Origin of the sequence: Stenotrophomonas sp. 2YAF26 (assembly GCF_052114625.1) — a bacterium.
GTDB classification, from domain to species: domain Bacteria; phylum Pseudomonadota; class Gammaproteobacteria; order Xanthomonadales; family Xanthomonadaceae; genus Stenotrophomonas; species Stenotrophomonas indicatrix.
This window is the reverse complement of record NZ_JBFRFC010000024.1, coordinates 23067-45102: the sequence shown is the minus strand read 5'-3', so window position 1 is coordinate 45102 and position 22036 is coordinate 23067. Positions and strand designations below refer to the sequence as shown.

Here is a 22036-nt window from a genome sequence, read left to right as displayed (position 1 = left end):
AACCACTGTAGGAGGCCAGGCATGTCGTTCCGTCAGTTCCCCGCTGTCGACAGCAATGGCGAAAGCCACATCATCATCGAGTTCAAGCCCGAGGCCAGCGGCAGTGGGCATGGCTCCGAAGCGACGCCGCGTTATGAGCTTGATGACGGACGCCAGCTGGTACGCAACGGCCGCGAGTTCACCACCAGCGGCGGCGAGGTCAGGTTGTCGATCTAGCGATCCACCGCAGAGCCGGGCATGCCCCGGCTCTACTGCTGTTCCGGACAGAAAAAAGGTTGGTCATTTTTTGACCAACCATCTTGACAGCCTTGCACGCCAAGGCCTGCCGCAGGTTATCCACATGTTTGCGCAGAAGCCATCCACACGCCCTGTGGATGAATGGCGTTACGCCAGCACCCGGCCGATCCCGCTGGCATCCACTTCGGCCGCGGCTGCCGCGATAGCCCCTGGCTCGCTGCCGGCCACGAAACCGATGCGGAAATGCACTTCGCCGGCAGGCGTGCGCGAGGAGTGGATCGAGGCGAGGCTGATGCCGTGCTGCTCGAACACGTTCAGCAGCTCACGCAACGAACCGGCGCGGTCTTCAGGCAGATGTACCGACAGTGCATTGCGCTCGGTCAGGTCGGCCAGCAGATAGCCGACGCGCTCGAAGGTGTAGTTGCCCGCAGCCAGCGCCTGATCGCCGAAGGCACTCCTGTTGGCCTCCAGCAGGTGATCGCGGAACGCGCCCCGCGCAGCGTCGTCGCCCTGCCCCACCTGTACCTGCAGCGTCTGCAGCTGGCCGATCAGACGTTGCAGCATCGGCGCCACATAAGGATTGCCGAACTGGATGTCTTCGTAGATCGCCGGATTCAACGACAGGATGCGCGAGATGATCGCCGTATCCAGTTCAAACGAAGCCGATCGATACGGCAGCATCGCCGCAAGCGTCCCCAGCTGCGGCTGGTACTCGCGCAGCACACCCGCCTGGGCCAGGTGGGTCGCATGCACCATCGCCTGCACCAGCGCCATCATCTGGTCATGGTGCTGCGGGGTGGCGCGCACGCATTCGGCCTGCAGTGCCAGGCACAACGCGTCGACCCAAGGCCGCCAATGCAACAGCCTTGCCTCGCAGACCACCATCACCCGGCCCTTCAGGGTCGGCGCCTTGGGCGGCGCCGTCATCGGATGCAGGCCCACCACTTCGGCGCACGAGGCCAGCATCGCCTGCACCGGCGCTTCCTTCACCGAGGTCACATCCAGCCACAAGCGTTCCTGCTCGCGGCCCGCCGACAGGCGCACGTACTCGGCGATCAACGTGGACGTGTGCCGGATCGGTGCGGAGAACACCAACACGTCGGCCTGTTCCAGCAACTGCTCCGGCGCATGCGAACCCGGATCGGCCGGATCGTGGCCGATCACCCGCACCTGCATGTGCTGTTCGAAGAACCGGGTCAGCCAGCGCCCATAGGCGCCGGCACTGCCGACGATGCCGACCGTGCGCGGCGTGCGTTCGTGCAGATCGCTCATGCCAGCCGTTCGGCGCGGAAGCGCATGCCGTCGGCCAGCGCCGCCGGTGCGGCCGCGATCACGTCGAACTCTTCGAAGCCATGGGCCAGGGTCGCCTCCAGCGCCGCATGGGTGCCGGCGATGGCCCGCGAGATGGCCATCTGCATCGGCTCACCACGCAGCAGGAAGGACACCATCAGCGACATCAGCACGTCGCCGGTGCCTGCCACATCCACCGGCAACAGCGGCGAGGTCCAGCGCCAGGTTTCCTCGCGACCCACAGCCAGCGTCACCAGCTCGCCCGGATTGCCACCGACGCTGTGTGCCAGCACCCACTGCGGCCCCCGCGCCAGCAGCGCGCGCGAGGCAGCAATGGCATCGACTTCGGCCAGCGCCGGCATGCCGGTCAGGCGACCGAGTTCGAAGGCATTCGGGGTAACCAGCCATGCATGCGGCAGCAGGCGCTCAGCGAAGATCGCTTCCAGTCCTGGCTCCACATAGGGACCGGTGTGGGTATCGCCRATCACCGGGTCCAGGCAGTAGCGCAGCTGCGGACATGCCGGCAGGATCTCGTCCAGCCAATCAGCAAACGCAGCACCGTTGGCAGCGCTGCCGAAGTAACCGGAGACAAGCATCTTCGCCCGCTGCGGAAGACCACGTTCATGCGTGCCGAGCAGCAGATCGGCAAACCAGTCGCTGGGCAGCACACGGCCACGGGTGGTCTCGTAGAACGGCGCATTGCTCAGCAGCGTGGTCGGGATCGAGGCCACGCGCACGCCGAGCGCACGCATCGGGGGCAGCGCGGCGCTGTTGCCGGCATGGCCGTAGACCAGTTGTGATTGGACCGAAATGACATCGATCGGTATGGGGCTGCAGGACACGCCGTAAACCCATCCATGGGGGCTCGATGGCGCCATCCATGGCGCCAACGGTCCTGCAGCCCCATACCGCCCCGCCCTCGACAGTTTCCCGGTGACGGATGGTGATGGAGCCACGACATGTGTGGATGAATCTCCATCGGAATCGAATATTTCGAATTCGAATCGAAGAGCATCCGCGACGTGTCGACCAAGGTCGACACCCACCAAGATCCAGTCATGCCATCCCGACAGATTGCGGAGATCTGTCGAAGGCGGGGTGGGTCCGGTTGCGGGGGCGTGAGCGCCATGGATGGCGCGACCGAGCTTACAGGGACGTACTTGCAGCGTCCCCCGCAACCGGGCCCACCCCGCCATCCCGCAGGAACCCCGCTGTCGCCGTTGCTTCGGCCGTTGCTTCGGCCGTTGCTTCGGCCGTTGCCGTGGCATCTGCAGGTGCAGGGCGCAGCCCTGCCGAAGAACACCCCTCAGTGCGCAGTAGGCCTTGACGGCGGCAGCCAGGCCGCGACGATGCCCAGCAACGGCAGGAACGCGGTCAGCTGGTAGACGAATTCGATGCTGGTCTTGTCAGCCAGCAGACCGAGCACCGCTGCTCCGAGGCCGCCCATGCCGAAGGCAAAGCCAAAGAACAACCCGGACACCATGCCGATGCGGTGCGGCATCATTTCCTGCGCGTAGACCACGATCGCCGAGAAGGCCGAAGACAGCACGAAGCCGATCAGCACCGCCAGCACCGTCGTCCACAGCAGGTCGGCATGCGGCAGCATCAGCGCGAACGGTGCCACGCCCAGGATCGAGGCCCAGATGATCGGCTTGCGACCGATACGATCGCCCAGCGGCCCGCCGAAGAATCCACCCGCGGCGGACGCCACCAGGAAGGCGAACAGATGCAGCTGCGCCTGCGCCACCGGAATGCCGAAATGATGCATCAGGTAGAAGGTGAAGTAGCTGCCGATGCTGGCCATGTAGAAGTACTTGCTGAAGATCAGCACCAGCAGGATGGCCAGCACCCGGGCGATCGTGCGCGGCGGATGGCGCGCGGCAGTCACACCGTGTGCTGCTGGCCGGGGCGCACCCAGATGCAGCGAGTACCAGCGACCGACATAGGTCAGCAGGGCAATGCCGATCAACGCTGCACCGGCAAACCAAGATGCGGCATGCTGGCCATAGGGCACGATCACCGCTGCGGCGATCAGCGGCCCCAGCGCCGTGCCGAAGTTGCCTCCCACCTGGAATACCGACTGCGCCAGGCCATGACGGCCGCCGGAGGCGAGGCGTGCGATGCGCGAGGCTTCCGGATGGAAGATGGCCGAACCGATACCTACCAGCGCGGCGGCCAGCAGCACCATCGCGTAGTTGGGCGCAAAGCCGAGCAGCAGCATGCCGCACAAGGTCGAGGCCATGCCGATCGGCAGCGAGTACGGGGCCGGCCGGCGGTCGGTGGCAAGGCCGACCAGCGGCTGGAAGATCGACGCGGTGAGCTGGTAGGTCAGCGTGATCAGGCCGATCTGGGTGAAGCTGAGATTGAAGCCGCCCTTGATCACCGGATAGATGGCCAGGATCAGCGACTGCATCATGTCGTTGACCATGTGCGAGCTGGAGATGGCCGCCAGCACTCCTGGCGATACGGGGCGGGCGGATACGGCGGGAGAAGCCAGAGTCGACATTGCGCACGGTCAGGATGGGGGCGAGCCGTGCATGCTACGGTGGGCATCCGCTCCCTTCTGCCGCGTTCTGGTCATGGCCTATCGCAAAAAGGACACCCCCTGTCCCGTCCGCGAAACCGCGCCGTGGAACGAGGTGCCGGTGCATCGCCCGGTCACCTGCCGCGCACGCGACTACCGCGCCGGCACCCACATCGCGGCGCACAAGCACCGACGGCACCAGCTGGTCTATTCCATGTCCGGGCTGATGGTGGTGCGCTCGGAGGTCGGCCGCTGGGTGGTGCCCTCCACCCGCGCCATCTGGATGCCGGCGGGCATGGCGCATGCGGTGGACTGCATCGCCGAGGTGCACATGCGCAGCCTGTACATCGAACCGTCATTCGCCCCGCAGCTCCCCGCCGAGCCCTTCGCCGTGCAGGTAGCACCCCTGCTGCGCGAACTGCTGCAGGCAGCCATCCTGATCGACGGACCGCATGAAGAAGACAGCCGCGATGGCCGCGTGGTGCGGCTGATGCTCGACGAACTGCACCGCATGGACGTACTGCCGTTGCACCTGCCCGAGCCCGTCGACCCGCGCCTGCACAGGATCTGCCAGCACATCCAGAAACATCCCGGCGACGAAGCGACCCTGCAGGACTGGGCGCAGGCGTTGGCGATCGACGTGAAAACCATCCAGCGCCACTTCGCCAGCGAACTGGGCATGACGTTTGGCCAGTGGCGGCAGCAGGCGCGCCTGCTGGCCGCGATGGAACGGCTGGCCCGCGGCGAGAAGGTGATCGATGTGGCGCTGGCGATGGGCTACGACAGCCCCAGTGCATTCACCAGCATGTTCAAGCGCCAGCTGGGGCAGACGCCGGCGGCGTTTTTCCGTTGATCCGTTGCACCGCGTGCACGCATGGTGCGGATCTGCTGCACCGGAAACGAAAACGCCGGGCATGGCCCGGCGCTGTCGTTCAACATTTCCCTCAAGGGATCAGGACGTCATCCGATCCCAGAAGCCCTTGACGCCGTCGATGAAGGTCGCCGACTTCGGCGAGTGCTTGCGCGCATCCTCGCCGTTGAAGGTGGCTTCGAACTGCTCCAGCAGCTTGCGCTGGTCGCTGGTGAGGTTGACCGGCGTCTCCACCACAACGCGGCAGTACAGGTCGCCCTCGCTGCGGCTGCGTACCGAACGAACACCCTTGCCGCGCAGGCGGAACAGCTTGCCGGTCTGGGTCTCGGCCGGGATACGGATTTCCGCTTCGCCACCGAGGGTGGCCACGCGCACGGTATCGCCCAGTGCGGCCTGCGAAATGCGGATCGGCACTTCGCAGTGCAGGTCGTCGCCGTCGCGCTGGAAGATGTGGTGCTCACGCACGCGCACTTCCACGTACAGATCGCCCGGTGGCGTCCCCGCAGGGCCGGCCTCGCCCTCACCCGCCAGGCGGATGCGGTCGCCGGTATCGACGCCCGCCGGCACCTTCACCGACAGCACCTTGTCTTCTTCGACACGGCCGTTGCCGTGGCAGGTCTTGCAGGGCTTGGCGATGATCTGGCCACGGCCACCACAGTTGTGGCAGGCCTGCTGCATGGCGAAGATGCCGCGCTGGATGCGCACCTGGCCACGACCATGGCAGACGTTGCAGGTCTCGACCTTGCCGTCTTCCGAGCCGCTGCCATCGCAGTCGCCGCATTCGGCCAGGGTCGGAATCTCGATGCGGCGCTCGACGCCACGCACCGCTTCTTCCAGGTCCAGCTCCATCACGTAACCGATGTCGGCGCCGCGACGCGCCTGGCGCGGGCCACCACCGCCGGCACCACCAAAGATGTTGCCGAAGATGTCGCCGAAAATATCGTTCATGTCCGGGCCGCCCGGACCACCGCCACCACCGCCCATGCCGTGTTCGAACGCGGCGTGGCCATGGCTGTCGTACATGCGGCGCTTGTTGCCGTCGGACAGGACTTCGTAGGCTTCCTTGCACTCCTTGAAGGAGGCTTCGGCCGCCGCATCGCCCGGGTTGCGGTCCGGGTGGAACTTCATCGCGCAACGGCGGTAGGACTTCTTCAGTTCTTCGTCGGTGGCGGTGCGGGCAACGCCCAGCACTTCGTAGTAATCGCGCTTGCTCATATCGTGGATCGCATTCCGGAAAGTCGGGATTCGTCAAAGCGGAAGAGCGGAACCAGGTCCGCTCTTGCGTCGGGCGCCCCGACACGCCAGAGGGCGGTCAGGACCCTGGTACGACAAYGGGACGCTGGCAACCAGCGTCCCGTGTCGGTCCGGATCAGGACTTCTTGTCGTCCTTGACTTCGGTGAACTCGGCGTCCACCACGTCATCCTGCGCCTTGCCCGCATTGCCGGCGTCGGCACCCGGGGCGGCACCGCCCTGGTCGGCCGAAGCCGCAGCGAACAGCGACTGGCCAGCTTCTTCCAGCACCTTCGACTTGGCTTCGATCTGCGCCTTGTCGTCACCCTTCATCGCGGTTTCCAGATCGGCCAGGGCCGCTTCCACCTTGCCGATCACTTCGCCACCGACCTTGCTGCCGTGCTCGGTGATCGCGCTGCGGGTGCCGTGGATCAGGGCATCGGCCTGGTTGCGGGCCTGCACCAGCTCCTGGAACTTCTTGTCTTCTTCGCGGTTGGCTTCCGCGTCGGCGACCATGCGTGCGATCTCTTCCTCGGACAGACCCGAACCGGCCTTGATCTCGACCTTCTGTTCCTTGTTGGTCTTCTTGTCCTTGGCCGACACGTGCAGGATGCCGTTGGCGTCGATGTCGAAGGACACTTCCACCTGCGGCAGGCCGCGCGGGGCCGGCTCGATGCCGGACAGGTCGAACTTGGCCAGCGACTTGTTGAAGCGGGCCTGCTCGCGCTCACCCTGCAGCACGTGCACGGTCACGGCCGACTGGTTGTCCTCGGCGGTGGAGAACACCTGCGAGGCCTTGGTCGGGATGGTGGTGTTCTTTTCGATGATCTTGGTGAACACACCGCCCATSGTYTCGATGCCSAGCGACAGCGGGGTCACGTCCAGCAGCAGCACGTCCTTGACGTCGCCGCCGAGCACGCCGCCCTGGATCGCAGCACCCAGTGCCACGGCTTCGTCCGGGTTGACGTCCTTGCGCGGTTCCTTGCCGAAGAACTCGGTGACAGCCTGCTGCACCTTCGGCATGCGGGTCTGGCCGCCGACCAGGATCACTTCGCTGATGTCGCTCGAACGCAGGCCGGCATCGTTCAGGGCCACGCGGCACGGCTCGATCGACTTCTTGATCAGCTCTTCCACCAGCGACTCCAGCTTGGCGCGGGTCAGCTTGATGTTCAGGTGCTTCGGACCCGACGCGTCAGCGGTGACGTACGGCAGGTTCACTTCGGTCTGCTGGGCGCTGGACAGTTCGATCTTGGCGCGCTCGGCAGCATCCTTCAGGCGCTGCAGGGCCAGCGGATCCTTGCGCAGGTCGATGCCCTGGTCCTTGTTGAACTCTTCAACCAGGTACTCGATGACGCGGTTGTCGAAGTCTTCGCCACCCAGGAAGGTGTCGCCGTTGGTGGCCAGCACTTCGAACTGCTTCTCGCCGTCGACATTGGCGATCTCGATCACCGAAACGTCGAAGGTGCCGCCGCCCAGGTCGTACACAACGATCTTGCGATCCTTGTTGTCGCCCTTGTCCAGGCCATAGGCCAGCGCGGCCGCAGTCGGCTCGTTGATGATGCGCTTGACGTCCAGGCCGGCGATGCGGCCAGCGTCCTTGGTTGCCTGGCGCTGGCTGTCGTTGAAGTAGGCCGGCACGGTGATGACCGCTTCGGTGACCTTCTCACCGAGGAAGTCCTCGGCGGTCTTCTTCATCTTCTCCAGCACCTTGGCCGAGATTTCCTGCGGCGCCATCTTCTTGGCATCGCTGGTGGCCACCCAGGCATCGCCATTGTCATGGGCCAGGATGCTGTACGGGACGTGCGCGATGTCCTTCTGCACTTCGGCGTCGGTGAACTTGCGGCCGATCAGGCGCTTCACCGCGTAGAAGGTGTTCTTCGGGTTGGTCACGGCCTGGCGCTTGGCCGAGGCACCGACCAGGACTTCGCCGTCCTTGGTGTAGGCGACGATCGACGGGGTGGTGCGATCGCCTTCCGAATTTTCGATGACGCGGGCCTTGCCGCCGTCCATGATCGCCACGCACGAGTTGGTGGTGCCGAGGTCGATACCAATGATCTTGCCCATGGGGGAGACTCCTTGAAGGATGTTGTTTTTGTCAGCCCGGCCGTTCGGCCGGTGGATGAATGGGATGTGGGGGAGGCTCGTGGAACATTCAAGCCATCCCCCGAACGCTGTGTTTCCGTTCGCCCAACACGTTCAGCGTCGGTCGTGCCGATGCCCCGGTCGCGGCGGGAAAACCCGCGCCAGGCCAGGCCCGGCGCCCGCGGTCAATCGGCGGCAACCACCACCAGCGCCGGCCGCAGCAGGCGCTCGTTGAGCAGGTAGCCCTTCTGGAACACGGTCACCACGCTGCCCGGGGCGGCGCCGGGGGCAGCGACCTGGCTGATCGCCTGGTGGTGTTCCGGGTTGAACGGCTGCCCGGTCGGGTCCAGCAGCACCAGGCCGTTGTCACCAGCGACCTTCAACAGCTGCTTGTAGGTCAGCTCCAGGCCCTCGCGAAGCGGGTGGGCATCGTCACCGGCGGCCTTGAGGCCGGCATCGAGGCTGTCGAATACCGGCAGCAGTTCGCCCAGCAGCTTCTCGTTGGCGAACTTGCGCGCCTGTTCGATGTCGCGGGCCACGCGCTTGCGCTGGTTGTCGAGGTCGGCGCGCTCACGCAGCGCTTCGGCCTTGACCTGCTCCACTTCGGCACGGAGCTGTTCGATCTGTTCGTTGACGCCCTCGGCGGCAGCTGCGTCGGCGGCGGCCTGCTGGGCGGCGATGTCTGGCTGATCTTGATTCATGTCTGGGTCCCTGGCGGTCACTCTCCGCCTCCACCCACCCTAGTGTGGGCGGGATGCTGCGTTTCAAGCGTCCGATGCACCCGGAGTTCGCCCGCCCGGCGAAAAGGCCGCGCCGAGCACATCGGCGGTGGCCTGGACCAGCGGAATCATCCGGTCGTAGGCCATCCGCTTCGGCCCGATCACGCCCAGCACGCCCAGTACCTGGCCGTTGGCGGTGTACGGCGCGGTGACCAGCGAGACGCCCTGCAGAGGTACCACGCCGGTTTCCTCGCCGATGAAGATGCGCACGCCGGGGGCCTGGATGGTCCGCTCCAGCAGCTGCAGGATCTCGCGCTTGCTGGAAAACAGCTCGAACAGCTCGCGCAGGCGCTCCAGGTCGGACAGGTCCTGCACCCCCATCAGACGCGTCTGGCCGGCCACCAGCATGTCGTCGGCCGGCGGCTGCAAGGCCTGCTCGGCCAGCTCGACGCTGTGCGCCAGCACCTGTTCCAGCTCGGAACGGGCGTCGCGCAGCTCCAGCAGCAGGCGGGTACGGATCTCGGCCAGGGGCAGCCCGGCAAAGTGGGCATTGAGGTAGTTGGCCACCTGCTCCAGCTGCCCCGGTGCGAAGTCCTGGCGGGTCTCGATCACCCGGTTCTGCACTTCATTGTCGGCAAACACCAGGATCGCCAGCACCCGGCGCCCGTCCAGCGCCACGAAATCGATCTGGCGGAAGGCGAACTGCTCGCGGCGCGGCGCGCTGACCACGCCAACGAAGTGGCTCATCGCCGACAGCAGCTCCGACGCACTGCCGAGCAGCGCCTGGGTACTGCCGCCTCCGGCCAGCTCCTGACGCAGTCGGGCCAGCTCCCCTTCGCCCGGCGGCTGCATCTGCAACAGGCTGTCGACGAACACCCGGTAGCCATGCGCGGTCGGAATCCGGCCCGCCGACGTATGCGGCGAGGCCAGCAGGCCCAGGTCTTCCAGGTCACCGAGGATGTTGCGGATGGTGGCCGGACTGACCTCCAGGCCGGCCACGCGCGCCAGCGTCTGCGAACCCACGGGCTCGCCATCCTGGATGTAGCGCGCGATCAGCGTGCGCAGCAGGTGCCGCGCGCGCGGGGCAAGTTGGTCGGGAGAACCGTGCATGGAATCAACCTGTGAGACAGGGACATTAGATAATGGCGACGCATCCCCTTGGCAAGTCATTGGACGACCCCGCCGCGCGTGCTAGCGTTGCGCGGCTGCAGACACCCCCTTACCCATGCTCAGACATCTTTCAATCAAGGATTTCGCCGTCGTCCGCGCCACCGAACTGGAGTTCGGGCCGGGCATGACCGTGGTTTCAGGCGAGACCGGCGCGGGCAAGTCGCTGATGGTCGACGCTCTGGGCTTCCTGTCCGGCCTGCGCGCCGACAGCGGCGTGGTCCGCCATGGCGCGGCCCGGGCCGAACTGTCGGCCGAATTCGCGCTGGACCAGCTGCAGGCCGCCCGCCAGTGGCTGGCCAGCAATGAGCTGGACGATGAAGACCAGTGCCAGCTGCGCCGCGTGATCCGCGCCGACGGCGGCTCGCGCTCGTGGATCAACGGCCGCCCGGTCACCCTGGCGCAGCTGGCCGACCTCGCCGGCCTGCTGGTGGAGATCCATGGCCAGCATGAGCAGCAGGCCCTGCTGACGCGCCCGTCGCAGCTGGCCCTGCTGGACGCCTATGCCCGCAACGAAAGCGAACGCCGCCAGGTGCGCCGCGCTGCCGCCACCTGGCAGGCGCTGGTCGATGAATCCCTCGCACTGTCGCAACAGGGCGACGTGAGTGACCGCATCGGCTTCCTCGAACACCAGCTGCGTGAACTGGACCGTGAGGATCTGGAGCCGGAGTCGATCACCGCGCTCGGCGCCAGCCATCGCCGTCAGGCGCACGCCAGCGCCCTGTTGGCCGCCTGCCAGGCAGCTTCGGACCAGCTCAACGGCGACGAAGGCCACTCGGCGCTGGATCTGCTGCAGCAGGTGCGGCATGAACTGGCCAGGGTGGCCGAACATGACCCGCGGCTGGGCGACGTCGATGCCCTGATCGACAGCGCCTCCATCCAGCTGCACGAGGCCCTGGCCCTGCTCGACCGGGTGCATGACGATCTGGACGCCGATCCGGACCAGTTCGAGGAGAACGAGCGCCGCCTCGGCCGCCTGCACGACCTGGCCCGCAAGCACCGCGTGCCGATGGATGAGCTGGGTGCGCAGCGTGAGCGCATGCACGCCGAAGTGGAACAGCTGCGCGGCGCCGACGAGCGCCTGCAGCGTCTGGCCGGCGAAATTGAAAAGGCCGCAGCGGCCTGGCGCGTCGAGGCCGCAGCACTGACCACCAGCCGCCGCACCGCTGCTGCCGAGCTGTCGGCCACCACCACCGGCATCATCGCGGAGCTGGGCATGGGCGGCGGCCAGTTCCTGATCGAGCTGGAGCCGCAGGACAACGGCAAGCCGGACCCGCAGGGCGCCGAGCGCGTCGAGTTCCTGGTGGCAGCCAATGCGGGCCAGCCACCGCGTGCGCTGCGCAAGGTCGCTTCCGGTGGCGAGCTGTCACGTATTTCGCTGGCCATCGAAGTAGCCGCGCTCGACCTGGATGCAGTGCCGACCATGGTGTTCGACGAAGTCGACTCCGGCATCGGTGGCGCGGTGGCCGATATCGTCGGCCAGAAGCTGCGCGCCCTCGGCGAAAAGCGCCAGGTGCTGTGCGTGACCCACCTGCCGCAGGTCGCCTCCAAGGGCCACGCGCATTACCGGGTCAGCAAGGCACCGGTGGAAGGCATGACCCAGAGCGCGGTGGAGAAGCTCCGGCAACCCAACGCACGTGGACGAAGGTCATGACGCTGCCGGCCAGCGGCCGGCACTACCCCCGCGGCTGCGTCAGGTCGACGTTCTCCACCAGGAAATCAAGGAACGCGCGCACCCGCAGCGGCAGGTAGCCCCCCTGCCCCAGGAACACCGCGTGCACCTCTTCCAGGTCGCCCGGGTTGGCGTCCTCCAGCACCGGCAGCAACCGGCCTGCCGCGATGTCGGCCTGCACCTGGAACGCCGCCAGCCGGGCCAGGCCCAGCCCACCCAACACCAGCTGACGCAGCGCGTCGCCATTGCTGGCGCGCGCATTCCCGCTCGGCAGCACCCGCAACTGCTGGCCATCCTGCAGCAGCGGCCAGCCCTGCACCGACCGTGCATGGCCGATATCCAACCGGTTGTGCGCCAGCAGCGCGTCGGCATTGCCCGGCAGTCCGTGTCGTGCCGCATAGGCCGGTGCCGCCACGATCATCATCCGCGTTGCACCCAGCCGGCGCGCGACCAGGCTGGAACTCTTCAACGGGCCGGCCCGTACCGCCACGTCGGTGCGCTGCTCCAGCAGATCGATCACCTCGTCGGTCAGGGTCAGGTCCACACCGACCTGCGGATGGCGCTGCAGGAATTCCGGCAGCAGCGGCACCAGGAAGTGCTGGCCGAACGGCACGTTGGCATTGACCCGCAGCCGCCCGCGCGGCTCGGCGTGGGCGCTGGCGCAGCGTTCGGCCTCTTCCAGATCGGCCAGCACCCGCAGGCCGCGCTCATAGAACGCGCAGCCCTCCGGGGTCAGCTGCAACTGGCGGGTGGAACGCTGCAGCAAGCGCGTACCCAGCCGCTGCTCCAGCCGCGCAACCAGCTTGCTGACCGCCGACGGCGTCATCTCCAGGCTGCGGGCGGCGGCGGAAAAGCCGCCGGTTTCGATCACCCGCACGAACACTTCCAGTTCGCCGGATCGGTTGATGTCGGTGCGTGCCATGTCAATGAATTCGATTCACAGATGATTGTCCATGCGCAGTCTAGGTCACAGATAACCCTGGACGCACCATGACCGTCCCTCCCACCAGGTCATCCCGATGAATCGCCTGAGCCAACTGACCGCTACCGCCCTGCTTGCCTTGTCCGGCGCCGCCGCTGCGTCACCTGCCCCGCACTGGGTCGCCAGCTGGCAAGCCAGCCCGCAGCCGGTGTGGGGCAGCGATTTCCTGTTCCCTACCTTCATTCCCGGCCAACTGCAGGACCAGACCTTCCGCCAGAGCGCTCGCATCAGCCTGGGCGGGTCGCGCCTGCGGGTCCGGCTGAGCAATGCCTACGGCACCCAACCTTTGCGGATCGGCGCTGCCAGCATCGCCGCCCATACGGGGGACACGCCGCAGCCGCTGCGCTTCGACGGCCAGCCCGGGGTCGTGATTGCGCCTGGGCAGGACCGCCTGAGCGATCCGCTGTCCCTTCCCACCGCTGATCAGCAGGCGGTGCAGGTCAGCGTTTACCTGCCCGACCGCACGCCGCTGCAGACCTTCCATTGGGAAGGGCGGCAGACCAGTTGGATTGCGCCAGGCGACCAGCATCAACGGCCCGCGCTGCACGACGCCAGCAGCACCACGGCCCGCCTGCTCCTGTCGGCTATCGACGTCGAGGCCCCGGCCATCGCGCGCAGCGTGGTGGTGATCGGCGATTCGATCACCGATGGCGCCACCGCCAGCCTCGACCAGGACCAGCGCTGGACCGATCACCTCGCCGCGCGGCTGGCACCAGAAGGTGTAGCGGTGGTCAATGCCGGCATATCCGGCGGTCGCCTGCTGCGCGATGGCATGGGCGAATCGGCCCGCAAGCGTTTCCAGCGTGACGTGCTCGACCAGCCCGGTGTCGCCAGTGTGATCGTGCTGATCGGCATCAACGACATCAGCTGGCCGGGCACGGCCTTTGCCCGCGCGCAGGCCCGGCCCAGCCTGGCCGAGCTGCAGGCCGGCTACCGCGACCTGGCCCAGCGCGCCCACGCACGCGGCCTGCGCATCCTCGGCGCGACCCTGCCCCCGTTTGCCGGCGCCCTGCCCGGCACCCCGTTGGACGACTACTACGCCGCGGACAAGGACACCCTGCGCCAGCAGCTCAACGCCTGGCTGCGCACGGACAGCCCGTTCGACGCGGTGATCGACCTCGACGCGGCCCTGCGCGATCCGGCCGATCCCTCACGGATGGCGGCTGCCTACGACTCCGGTGACCACCTGCACCCGGGCGATGCGGGGAACCGGGCGATGGCCGAGGCGGTGGATCTGGACGTCCTGATGGGGCCACCCACGCATGGCGTGGATCTACCGCGACGCTGAGGCCAGACAAACAAAAACCCCGGGCATGCCCGGGGTTTCGTCGCAATCAGCTGGCTGCGGGGCTTACTTGCGCTTCTTGCGCACGTACAGCACCAGCGAGTGCTCTTCCAGCTCGTAGCCGTGGTCGGCAGCGATCTTGCGCTGCAGGTCTTCGATCTCGGTGCTTTCGAACTCGATGATCTTGCCGCTGTCCACATCGACCATGTGGTCGTGGTGGCCGCCGCGGTCGAGTTCGTAGACGGCCTGGCCGCCTTCGAAATTGTGCTTGAGCACGAGGCCGGCGGCCTCGAACTGGGTCAGCACCCGGTACACCGTGGCCAGGCCGATCTCATCGCCATGCTCCAGCAGCTGGCGGTAGATGTCTTCGGCGGTCATGTGGTGCTGGGCATTGCGCTGCTCGAGCAGCGCCAGGATCCGCATCCGCGGATGGGTCACCTTCAGGCCGACTTTACGCAGGTCGTGGGTTTCCATAGGTCTCCGTTCATTGGCGATTTAGCGCCAGCTGCCTCGGATTGGGTCGCGGTGGCACGCCGGGAGTGTATCATCGGATTGATTTCCCCAACCGCCAGTCCCGATGCGCAATCTCCTGTTGGTCGCCGCCGTCGCCTTGTCCACCACCGGGTGCGGCATCATCTACAAGCAACCCATCTACCAGGGCAACCTGATCCGGGAAGATGCCGTTGCCAAACTGCAGGTCGGGCAGAGCAAGCAGCAGGTCACTGCCCTGCTGGGCACCCCGTCGGTGCCGGATCCGTTCCATGCCCAGCGTTGGGACTACACCTCGACCGAACGCGTGAACCGCCTGGGCCGTACCGACGTGAAGAATTTCGTCGTGTACTTCGAAAATGATGTGGTCACCCGTTGGGATGGCGATTACTTCCCGGCCAACGACAAGGCCCTTGCCCAGCAGACCGTGCGCCAGTTCGGCCGCAATCTGCCGAAGGACAAGAAGAAGAAGGGCGGCCGCTGAGCCACCCTGCCCGTCCTCCGGACGGGCCTTGGAGATCAACCGCCGCGCGCGCGTCGCCGGCGGTTGTCCTTCGGGTCGGCCTGCAGGCCACGCAGCAGCTCCACACGATCACCATCCAGCAGCACCTGATGCGGCTGCGCCAGTACGCCATGCACGGCGGCGGCAGGACAGTCGGCACTGCCTTCGAGCCGGGCCGCTGCCACGGCATCAGCCACGGTCGTCCCCTCCTCCAGCTGCAGCCGGCGCGACAGCACCTGTTGTGGCCAAGCCAGCACGACCTCGACCTCGATCATCGTTCAGCCCTCGTCGGCGACGCGGACGAAATCGTTGACCATGCGATCGGCCAATCCCTGGAAGCCGATGGCCAGCGCCGGACCCAGCAGGCGTGAACTCGGCTCGAAGTCCAGGGTGAGGGTGACCTTGCAGGCATCTTCCGCCAGGGCGTGGAATTCCCAGCGGCCGTGCAGTTGCTTGAACGGCCCCTCGCGCAGCTGCATGTCGATGCTGTGCGGGCGTTGCAGGGTGTTTTCGGTCTGGAACCAGGTGCTGAACGAACCCAGGCCCAGGTCCAGGCGAGCGACCAGCCGGTCTTCGCCCTGCTCGAGGATGCGGGCGTCGGAGCACCAGCGGAAGCGGCGCGGATAGGCCTGGACGTCGTTGACCAGATCGAACATGCGCGCGGCCGAATGTTCGACCAGGGCACTGCGGCGGATAGTAGGCATGAATACAGGACGCTTCGGCAATCGACCGGGCGGGCCCGAATCGGAGACAATACGGAAATGAGCAAGAACACCGGCAAGGATAAAGCAAAGAGCGCGACGGCCAACAAGACCATCGCGTTGAACAAGCGTGCCCGTCACGAGTACCACATCGAAGACCGCTTCGAAGCCGGCCTGGCCCTGCAGGGCTGGGAAGTGAAGTCGATCCGCGCTGGCCGCGGCAACATCGTCGACGCCTACGCCTATGTGAAGGACGGCGAGATCTTCCTGATCGGCGCGCAGATCACCCCGCTGATCCAGGCCTCCACCCACGTGGTGGCCAACGACCGGCGCGAGCGCAAGCTGCTGCTGCACCGGAGCGAGATCGACAAGCTGGTTGGCAAGGTCGAGCGTGATGGCTACACGATCGTGCCCACCGCCATGTACTGGAGCAAGAACAAGATCAAGCTGGAAGTGGCGCTGGCCAAGGGCAAGCAGACCCACGACAAGCGCGATGCCGCCAAGGATCGTGACTGGGCGATCGAGAAGCAGCGGGTAATGCGTCGCGGCAACCGCGACGCCTGATGGAGCGCGCCGACGCTCCTGCGGCGGCCAATGCTGAAGACGCGCGCGAGCTGTGCGCGCGGTTGTCTGCGTTCAACCGCGCCAGCAGCGGTTTCCACTTCGAAGACGTGCCGGTCCGGCTGGCCTGGCGCGATGAACAAGGTGAACTGCGCGGCGGACTGCTTGCAGATGTCTGCGCAGGTTGGCTGCAGGTGCATGTCCTGTGGGTCGACCCGGAACTTCGCGGGCGTGGCATCGGCCAGCGCCTGTTGGCGGATGCCGAGACCCAGGCCCGTGACGTTGGTGCGTGCGGGGTGATGCTCGACACCTTCGACTGGCAGGCCGAACACTTCTACCTGCGGCAGGGCTATGAAGTGTTCGGGCGGCTCCCCGACTGCCCGCCGGGCCACGAGCGGATCTATCTGCGCAAGGTGCTGCCAGTCCTTTAGCCCACGGCACCTCCGTCGGCTTTCGAAGGTTTGCGCCAGACTGCCCCAGCGCGGGCATCGCCCACCGTTACGGGCAACGACTCAACCCGCCAGCATGCCCTGCCCGCGCAGACGCGGTGACAGCGCCGCGTGCATCACCGCCAGGTGCATCACCACCGACAGCTCCGGGGCATGGCGATCATCACCGGCACGCCACTGCTGCGCCAGCCGCGCGGCGTCGACGGGCAGCAGGGCCAGCAACTGGGCGTCGTCCAGCGCGTCGGCGGAGGCCTGCAGCTGCCGCGCCAGTTGCCGCGACTGCCACACGTGCACGCCAATACTGAGACTGGCCAGCGACATCAGGGTCAAGGCCAGGCCATGTTCGAACCACTGTGACAGTACATCCGGACCCCACAGGAGTGCGGCCAATACCGCCAGGGCCGGCAGCCGCCAGCCCAGCCAATGGAAGCGGCCACGCCGAGGCCAATGCACCACCACCGCACTGGCGATCAGCGCGGCTGCAGCCGTGGCCGGCAACTCGGTTGCCCAGGTTGCAGCCAACAACACCGCCAGCACCGCCCAGACCCAGCCGGGCGGCAGTGCCCGCCGCTGGTAATCGGCCCCTACCGGGCCAACCAGCTGACGCAGGCTGCGCTGTTGCATTGCTTCGGTCACCGGCCGTCTCCGTATCTGTTCTGGCTGGAATGGTCGTAGCCAGTGTGTCGCAAATTCGTGCCCACGACGTTAGCAATCCGCTATGACGGAAGCTCTACAACATGTTGCGGATTGGCGTGACGACCGGCCGACGCCTGCCATTCACGCCGCGCGGAGATCCTTGCTGAGGAACACGCGACTAGTCCCCGGTGGATCGCACGGGACCTGGCCGAATACGGTCCAGCCATGCTTCACATAGAAGTCCGGCGCCTGGAAGCTAATGGTGTAGAGCACGGCGGAACGGCAGCCGCGTCGGCGCGCTTCCTCTTCGGCAGCGGCAAGCATCTGCGACCCCAGGCCATTACCCCGCTGTGCGGGCGGCAGGTAGAACAGGTCGATGAACAACAGGCCCAGCGAGGTGCGCCCGCTCAAGCCACCCACCACTTCGCCGCTGGCCGGATCGGTGGCCAGCACGGCCAAGGTGCGTCGATCGGCATGGCCGGCCGCCTGCAGATTGAACTGATCCAGGCCATCGGCAATCAGCTCCAGTGCTTGCGGGCTGGGGGCGTCGGTCACGGCGATTTCGAGCTGCATGCGGTCCATTCCCTGGGCAACTATCGGAACCGCCGATGCTAGCAAGCGACCTGCGGAAGCGGGTGACTGTTCAGGTTTTTTGGCGTAGCATGCGCAGCGTTGGGCAGGTACTGACCGTGGCGACACGGAACAGGCCTCGTACCTTGCAGAACTTGAAGAAACCGGGGGTGCATTGGTTTCGACGGGGGTTGTGAAGTCGCCTGGCGCATGCCGAGGGGGTAGCTTTCCTCGTAAATCCAGCTGCAAAACTCTAGTTGCCAACGACGACAACTACGCTCCGGTCGCTCTCGCAGCCTAAAAACTGCGGTGCGTGACCTTCTGCCGACTTAGGCGGAGCCTCGAAACTGCTTGTGTCCATGCTCGCAGCGTAGAGTCATTATCATGGAATCGCGCTGGGCGGCTGCCTGTCAGTCCGGCACAAGAACACAACAGGCTGGTTCCCGGGTGCGCTTTGCACACCGTGCTGCTCGGGGATGAGATTCAACGGTGAGCTAAGCATGTAGTGCTGGGGATGGAGTGCCTTCGGACGGCGGTTCAATTCCGCCCACCTCCACCATTTGTACCGCCCTTCGGGGCACGAAAAGCCAGATCTCCCGTCGATTGGGGTCTGGCTTTTTTGTTGGCCGCATCAGGTCCAGAACCGCTGCCTCGACAAGGAGAAGCACCGTGGCGTTGATGAACAGCTCCGAATGCAACTGCAAGGCACGCAGCGATCCGGCGCTCTGCCCGACCTGCGATGCAGCTGCCCCACCGGCCACTCAGCAGCCAAGCGACGCTGTCTATGCGGCACCGGTTTCGCAATCCGCGCCTATCGCCAGGAACCGTGCCATCTACATCCTGCTCGCCCTGTTCCTGGGCATTTTCGGCGTGCACAACTTCTATGCCGGTTACCACGGACGGGCGGTCTGCCAACTACTGATCACGCTGTTGTTGGGCTGGCTCTTGATCGGCGTGCTGTTCACCGGCCTATGGGCACTGGTGGAAATGATCACAGTGGAAACCGACGCCTCTGGCGTGCAGATGGTGTAATCCTTGGCTACGGGAGGGGCCGCCATGGATCTCGACAGAATCGACGTTGTCTCCTGGCTCGACCAGATCCTGGATCAGGATCCAGCAACCTTCGAAGACGCCTACTGGGGTCTTCGCCCGGCCGCGGCCATTGCGGTGCCCCACCTGCTTGCCCGGCTGCCGGCCGTGGATGATGGTTACTCGCGCGGAAAGCTGCTGGAACTGCTCGGCGAATCAGGCGACAGCACGGTCAGCCCGACCCTGCGGGCTGAGCTGCAGCATCCGTTGGAAGAGGTCCGCCAGTGGGCGCAACTGGCCTTGGATGCCCTTGATCGGAGAATCGCTTGGCAGCCCAGCGAGGGGGCCTAGCCGACAACGCTGCCCTGCCCCACACTTCAGCCTGTCTTCCCGGACTTGGTGCCGGCGCCTCCGCTGCTCCGCGACATACAGAAGGACCTGCAATGAACAAGCCGCTTATCGCCCTGATGCTGGGCCTGCCCTTGACAACCGCCGCTGTTGCCGCACCTCCGGCAACCAGCACCACCGCGCTGGAAACTCTGCTGGCCTGCAAGGCGGGTTCCGATTTCACTGAAGCGCAGGTGGAGCAGGCATTCCATGCCGCCGGCCTGAGCCGCGACCCCGGCAGCGTGTTCGAGCCCAAGGGCAAGCCGGTGGCGCTGTTCGGTGGAACCGTGGCCAGCGCGGATGTGAGTATTTCCAAGCCTTACAAGAGCCTGCATGTGTATCTGCAGGGCGTCGATCACCAGCGTTTGGCCCGATCCTGGGGAGTGACGACGGTCAACGACGCGGCCGAGACCGAAGCGCCTTCCTACCTCAAGAAGATTGATGCCACGCACACGCTGCATGTGGGTGCCGGTGACGACTACGAAGGTTATTCGGCTGCGGTGACCTGCCTGATCGAGGGATGATCTGCGGGGAGACCGGCTGACAGGCGGGGTTCGCCGGGCACGGTCCGGCGCTTCCGCAGGCCTGCTTCCGCGTTGACACGCCTGCCGCTAGAGTGGCGCCAGCGCAGGGAGTTCACATGGCAAGAACAGGCATCGGCGTCATCCGCACCACCTTCGTCCTCGTTGCCCTGCTCGCCCTGAGCGGGTGCGCGACGCTGCGCCAGTTCGGCCCATCGGTGCAGGTGGGCACGGTCACGCCAGGACAGTACATCGCGCTCAAGCGCGGTGACATTCTCACCAGCGGCAAGCTCAGCGCGGCCACCATGGAGACCCTGCGCGTGGCTGGGCTGGACGAGGGCGCCTGTGCCAAGCCCGGCCTGCCCTGCATCGAGGCGATGGAGGGCAGCATCGTCGTCCGCGAGGAAGACAAGCGCTCGGCGCTGGCCGAACTGTGGGTGCAGTACGCGATGACGATGCCGGCGCCGAAGCGCGAGTCGGCGTCGGTGGCCCGCAGCAAGGCCGCGACCGCCCCGCCTGACCCGACCTTCCAGCCGCGCCTGGATGCGTGGATGCAGATCGCGCGGCAATCCTATGCATATCTGTTCTTCACCGAACGCACCGCGAACCAGCGTGGCTTCGAAGACCGCCAGACCCAGGTGCGCGACTACTACAACCTGGCCGTGCAGGAATCAGCCGTGCTGCTGTTCGACGCGTATTCGAGCAAGCAGGTGCGCAATGACAACGGGAGGTTCCAGCTGGGACGCTGGACCTTCGTACTGGCGCCTGCCGACGATGGCGCGGTAGCGGACACGCGCGAGCCGATCGAACTGGTACCGGCCGCATCGATGTCCTTCACCGGCACCCTGCGCAGCGTGCATCGCCGCGATGGCTTCGGCGCCGAACTGGTGGCGGTGATGGCAGACCCGGCCAGCACCGGCCTGGCGGCCGCCGCCGCTGGTACCGCAACGACGGCCGAGCGCGACTGGAGCGAGATGCCGTCGCCGTCGATGACCGTGCTATTGCGTTTTTCCGGCAACAACCTGTGGGAAGTGCTGCACGACGACGAGCCGGAACTGGAGATCCACGACCCGTATCAGGTAGCGGTGGTGGAACTGCACGGCGAGCAGGTGCCACTGGCGGCGAACTTCACCGCCGGTTACGCGCTGTGGCTGGCCCGCTCCAACTTCAGCCGGCAATCACTGCGTACGCTGTTCGGCGGCAAGGGCGGTATCGACAAGCCGCATCTGTTCATGATGCAGCCGTACGATCCGGACCGCCGCGTGCTGCTGATGATCCATGGCCTGGCCAGCAGCCCGGAGGCGTGGGTCAACGTGGCCAACGAACTGATGCGTGACGATGAGATCCGCGGCGACTTCCAGATCTGGCAGTTCTACTACCCGACCAACATGCCGATCGCTCTCAGCCACGATGAGATCCGGCGGATCCTGCACGAGGCACTGCAGCACTTCGACCCAACCGGCAAGGCGCTCGCATCGCACGACATGGTGGTGGTCGCGCACAGCATGGGCGGGGTGATTTCGCGGCTGATGGTGTCCTCCTCCGGCGACCATCTGGTCGACACCCTGCTGGCGACTGCGCAGATGACCCCGGCGCAGCGCGAACTGCTGCGTACGAAGGGCGCGCCGGTGCTGACATTCCAGCCGGAACCGGAAATCTCACGGGTGGTGTTCATCGCTACCCCCCATCGCGGCACCGATGTTGCCGGCACGCGGCTGGGGCGCTGGCTCGGCCGCTTCGTGCGCCTGCCGCTGACCGTGCTGGAGGATGTCGCGACATTGGCAAACGACGGCAAGGTCGAGCGCAACGATGACAAGCACGGCTACCAGATGAACAGCATCCAGAACCTGGACAAGGACGATGCCTTCGTCAAGGCCGTGGCCGATCTGCCGATATCGCCGAAGGTGCGTTACCACTCGATCATCGCGCGCACCCAGGCTGAAGGTCCTCTGGAAAAGACCGACGATGGACTGGTCCCCTACTGGAGCTCGCACCTGCCGAAGGCCGTCTCGGAAAAGGTGATCGTGTCCGGTCACAGCGTGCAGGAAGCCACGCCGGCCATCGTCGAACTTCGCCGCATCCTGCATGAGGATATGGAGGCTCATCCTCTGCCGGCGAAGTAGCGCACGAC

At 66.1% G+C, this 22036-nt stretch carries 23 protein-coding genes, 1 other RNA gene and 1 pseudogene; 12 read left to right on the top strand and 13 right to left on the bottom strand.

What is annotated here, in order from left to right:
• The first annotated feature begins 21 nt into the window (after positions 1-21).
• Complete coding sequence (locus AB4Y98_RS18905) at positions 22-216, top strand: hypothetical protein (RefSeq protein ID WP_025875144.1); 195 nt, start codon at positions 22-24, stop codon at positions 214-216.
• A gap of 168 nt (positions 217-384) precedes the next feature.
• Here AB4Y98_RS18905 and AB4Y98_RS18900 read toward each other — a convergent pair whose 3' ends face one another.
• The 3 genes from AB4Y98_RS18900 to AB4Y98_RS18890 all read right to left on the bottom strand — a co-directional run bounded on the left by AB4Y98_RS18900 (position 385) and on the right by AB4Y98_RS18890 (position 4033).
• Complete coding sequence (locus AB4Y98_RS18900) at positions 385-1509, bottom strand: prephenate dehydrogenase (RefSeq protein ID WP_442244918.1); 1125 nt, start codon at positions 1507-1509, stop codon at positions 385-387.
• Complete coding sequence (pdxY, locus tag AB4Y98_RS18895) at positions 1506-2369, bottom strand: pyridoxal kinase (RefSeq protein WP_442244917.1); 864 nt, start codon at positions 2367-2369, stop codon at positions 1506-1508. Before pdxY ends, AB4Y98_RS18900 begins: the two co-directional genes overlap by 4 nt.
• Before the next feature lie 464 nt (positions 2370-2833).
• Positions 2834-4033 carry an MFS transporter gene (locus AB4Y98_RS18890; protein ID WP_134832383.1) on the bottom strand — a complete coding sequence of 400 codons (1200 nt, stop codon included), beginning with the start codon at positions 4031-4033 and terminating at the stop codon, positions 2834-2836.
• A gap of 73 nt (positions 4034-4106) precedes the next feature.
• Here AB4Y98_RS18890 and AB4Y98_RS18885 point away from each other — a divergent pair, with 73 nt between their 5' ends.
• Entirely contained in the window at positions 4107-4904 is a 798-nt protein-coding gene (locus AB4Y98_RS18885; RefSeq protein WP_093819924.1) for an AraC family transcriptional regulator, read from the top strand.
• A 99-nt stretch (positions 4905-5003) separates the two neighbouring features.
• On the opposite strand, the gene dnaJ is transcribed toward AB4Y98_RS18885, so the two are convergent.
• The 4 genes from dnaJ to hrcA all read right to left on the bottom strand — a co-directional run bounded on the left by dnaJ (position 5004) and on the right by hrcA (position 10064).
• The gene (dnaJ, locus tag AB4Y98_RS18880) at positions 5004-6137 is read right to left on the bottom strand and encodes a molecular chaperone DnaJ (RefSeq protein WP_025878872.1); all 1134 of its coding nucleotides are present in this window, start codon (positions 6135-6137) and stop codon (positions 5004-5006) included.
• Between the two features lie 154 nt (positions 6138-6291).
• Positions 6292-8217: a molecular chaperone DnaK gene (dnaK, locus tag AB4Y98_RS18875; RefSeq protein WP_099820185.1), complete on the bottom strand. Its 1926-nt coding sequence runs from the start codon at positions 8215-8217 to the stop codon at positions 6292-6294.
• A gap of 203 nt (positions 8218-8420) precedes the next feature.
• On the bottom strand, positions 8421-8936 hold the full coding sequence (gene grpE, locus AB4Y98_RS18870; protein ID WP_025878870.1) for a nucleotide exchange factor GrpE: 516 nt from the start codon (positions 8934-8936) through the stop codon (positions 8421-8423).
• A gap of 63 nt (positions 8937-8999) precedes the next feature.
• The gene (gene hrcA / locus AB4Y98_RS18865) at positions 9000-10064 is read right to left on the bottom strand and encodes a heat-inducible transcriptional repressor HrcA (protein WP_025878869.1); all 1065 of its coding nucleotides are present in this window, start codon (positions 10062-10064) and stop codon (positions 9000-9002) included.
• Positions 10065-10179: 115 nt separating this feature from the next.
• Between hrcA and recN the strand changes: the two are divergent.
• Positions 10180-11760: pseudogene (gene recN, locus AB4Y98_RS18860) on the top strand (DNA repair protein RecN); the annotation flags it as partial.
• A 37-nt stretch (positions 11761-11797) separates the two neighbouring features.
• On the opposite strand, the gene AB4Y98_RS18855 reads toward recN, so the two are convergent.
• Entirely contained in the window at positions 11798-12715 is a 918-nt protein-coding gene (locus AB4Y98_RS18855; RefSeq protein ID WP_442244916.1) for a LysR family transcriptional regulator, read from the bottom strand.
• A 97-nt stretch (positions 12716-12812) separates the two neighbouring features.
• Here AB4Y98_RS18855 and AB4Y98_RS18850 point away from each other — a divergent pair, with 97 nt between their 5' ends.
• A complete protein-coding gene (locus tag AB4Y98_RS18850) occupies positions 12813-14063 on the top strand; it encodes an SGNH/GDSL hydrolase family protein (protein WP_442244915.1) in 1251 nt (416 codons plus the stop codon).
• A 63-nt stretch (positions 14064-14126) separates the two neighbouring features.
• On the opposite strand, the gene fur is transcribed toward AB4Y98_RS18850, so the two are convergent.
• Complete coding sequence (fur, locus tag AB4Y98_RS18845; RefSeq protein ID WP_025878865.1) at positions 14127-14534, bottom strand: ferric iron uptake transcriptional regulator; 408 nt, start codon at positions 14532-14534, stop codon at positions 14127-14129.
• Between the two features lie 103 nt (positions 14535-14637).
• Here fur and AB4Y98_RS18840 point away from each other — a divergent pair, with 103 nt between their 5' ends.
• Complete coding sequence (locus AB4Y98_RS18840) at positions 14638-15033, top strand: outer membrane protein assembly factor BamE (RefSeq protein ID WP_025878864.1); 396 nt, start codon at positions 14638-14640, stop codon at positions 15031-15033.
• Between the two features lie 35 nt (positions 15034-15068).
• Here the strand turns inward: AB4Y98_RS18840 and AB4Y98_RS18835 are convergent, their stop codons facing one another.
• Positions 15069-15326 (bottom strand): RnfH family protein, encoded by a 258-nt coding sequence (locus AB4Y98_RS18835; protein ID WP_428704188.1) that lies wholly within the window; start codon positions 15324-15326, stop codon positions 15069-15071.
• Positions 15327-15329: 3 nt separating this feature from the next.
• On the bottom strand, positions 15330-15755 hold the full coding sequence (locus tag AB4Y98_RS18830) for a type II toxin-antitoxin system RatA family toxin (protein WP_025878862.1): 426 nt from the start codon (positions 15753-15755) through the stop codon (positions 15330-15332).
• Between the two features lie 57 nt (positions 15756-15812).
• On the opposite strand from AB4Y98_RS18830, the gene smpB reads away from it, so the two are divergent.
• Together smpB and AB4Y98_RS18820 are read left to right on the top strand one after the other, a co-directional pair.
• The gene (smpB, locus tag AB4Y98_RS18825) at positions 15813-16316 is read left to right on the top strand and encodes an SsrA-binding protein SmpB (protein WP_025878861.1); all 504 of its coding nucleotides are present in this window, start codon (positions 15813-15815) and stop codon (positions 16314-16316) included.
• Complete coding sequence (locus AB4Y98_RS18820) at positions 16316-16744, top strand: GNAT family N-acetyltransferase (protein ID WP_442244914.1); 429 nt, start codon at positions 16316-16318, stop codon at positions 16742-16744. The genes smpB and AB4Y98_RS18820 overlap by 1 nt, the downstream gene beginning before the upstream one ends.
• Before the next feature lie 81 nt (positions 16745-16825).
• On the opposite strand, the gene AB4Y98_RS18815 is transcribed toward AB4Y98_RS18820, so the two are convergent.
• Both AB4Y98_RS18815 and AB4Y98_RS18810 read right to left on the bottom strand, forming a co-directional pair.
• Positions 16826-17398 (bottom strand): hypothetical protein, encoded by a 573-nt coding sequence (locus AB4Y98_RS18815; protein WP_025878859.1) that lies wholly within the window; start codon positions 17396-17398, stop codon positions 16826-16828.
• A 141-nt stretch (positions 17399-17539) separates the two neighbouring features.
• Positions 17540-17971, bottom strand: a complete 432-nt coding sequence (locus tag AB4Y98_RS18810; protein ID WP_025878858.1) for a GNAT family N-acetyltransferase — start codon at positions 17969-17971, stop codon at positions 17540-17542.
• 163 nt (positions 17972-18134) lie between these two features.
• On the opposite strand from AB4Y98_RS18810, the gene ssrA reads away from it, so the two are divergent.
• The 5 genes from ssrA to AB4Y98_RS18785 all read left to right on the top strand — a co-directional run bounded on the left by ssrA (position 18135) and on the right by AB4Y98_RS18785 (position 22028).
• Positions 18135-18527: a transfer-messenger RNA gene (gene ssrA, locus AB4Y98_RS18805) on the top strand.
• 119 nt (positions 18528-18646) lie between these two features.
• Entirely contained in the window at positions 18647-19000 is a 354-nt protein-coding gene (locus AB4Y98_RS18800; protein WP_442244981.1) for a TM2 domain-containing protein, read from the top strand.
• A 24-nt stretch (positions 19001-19024) separates the two neighbouring features.
• Entirely contained in the window at positions 19025-19348 is a 324-nt protein-coding gene (locus tag AB4Y98_RS18795; RefSeq protein ID WP_279209288.1) for a hypothetical protein, read from the top strand.
• Between the two features lie 92 nt (positions 19349-19440).
• On the top strand, positions 19441-19908 hold the full coding sequence (locus AB4Y98_RS18790; protein ID WP_032977818.1) for a hypothetical protein: 468 nt from the start codon (positions 19441-19443) through the stop codon (positions 19906-19908).
• Positions 19909-20024: 116 nt separating this feature from the next.
• Positions 20025-22028: an esterase/lipase family protein gene (locus AB4Y98_RS18785; protein WP_442244913.1), complete on the top strand. Its 2004-nt coding sequence runs from the start codon at positions 20025-20027 to the stop codon at positions 22026-22028.
• Positions 22029-22036: the final 8 nt, after the last annotated feature.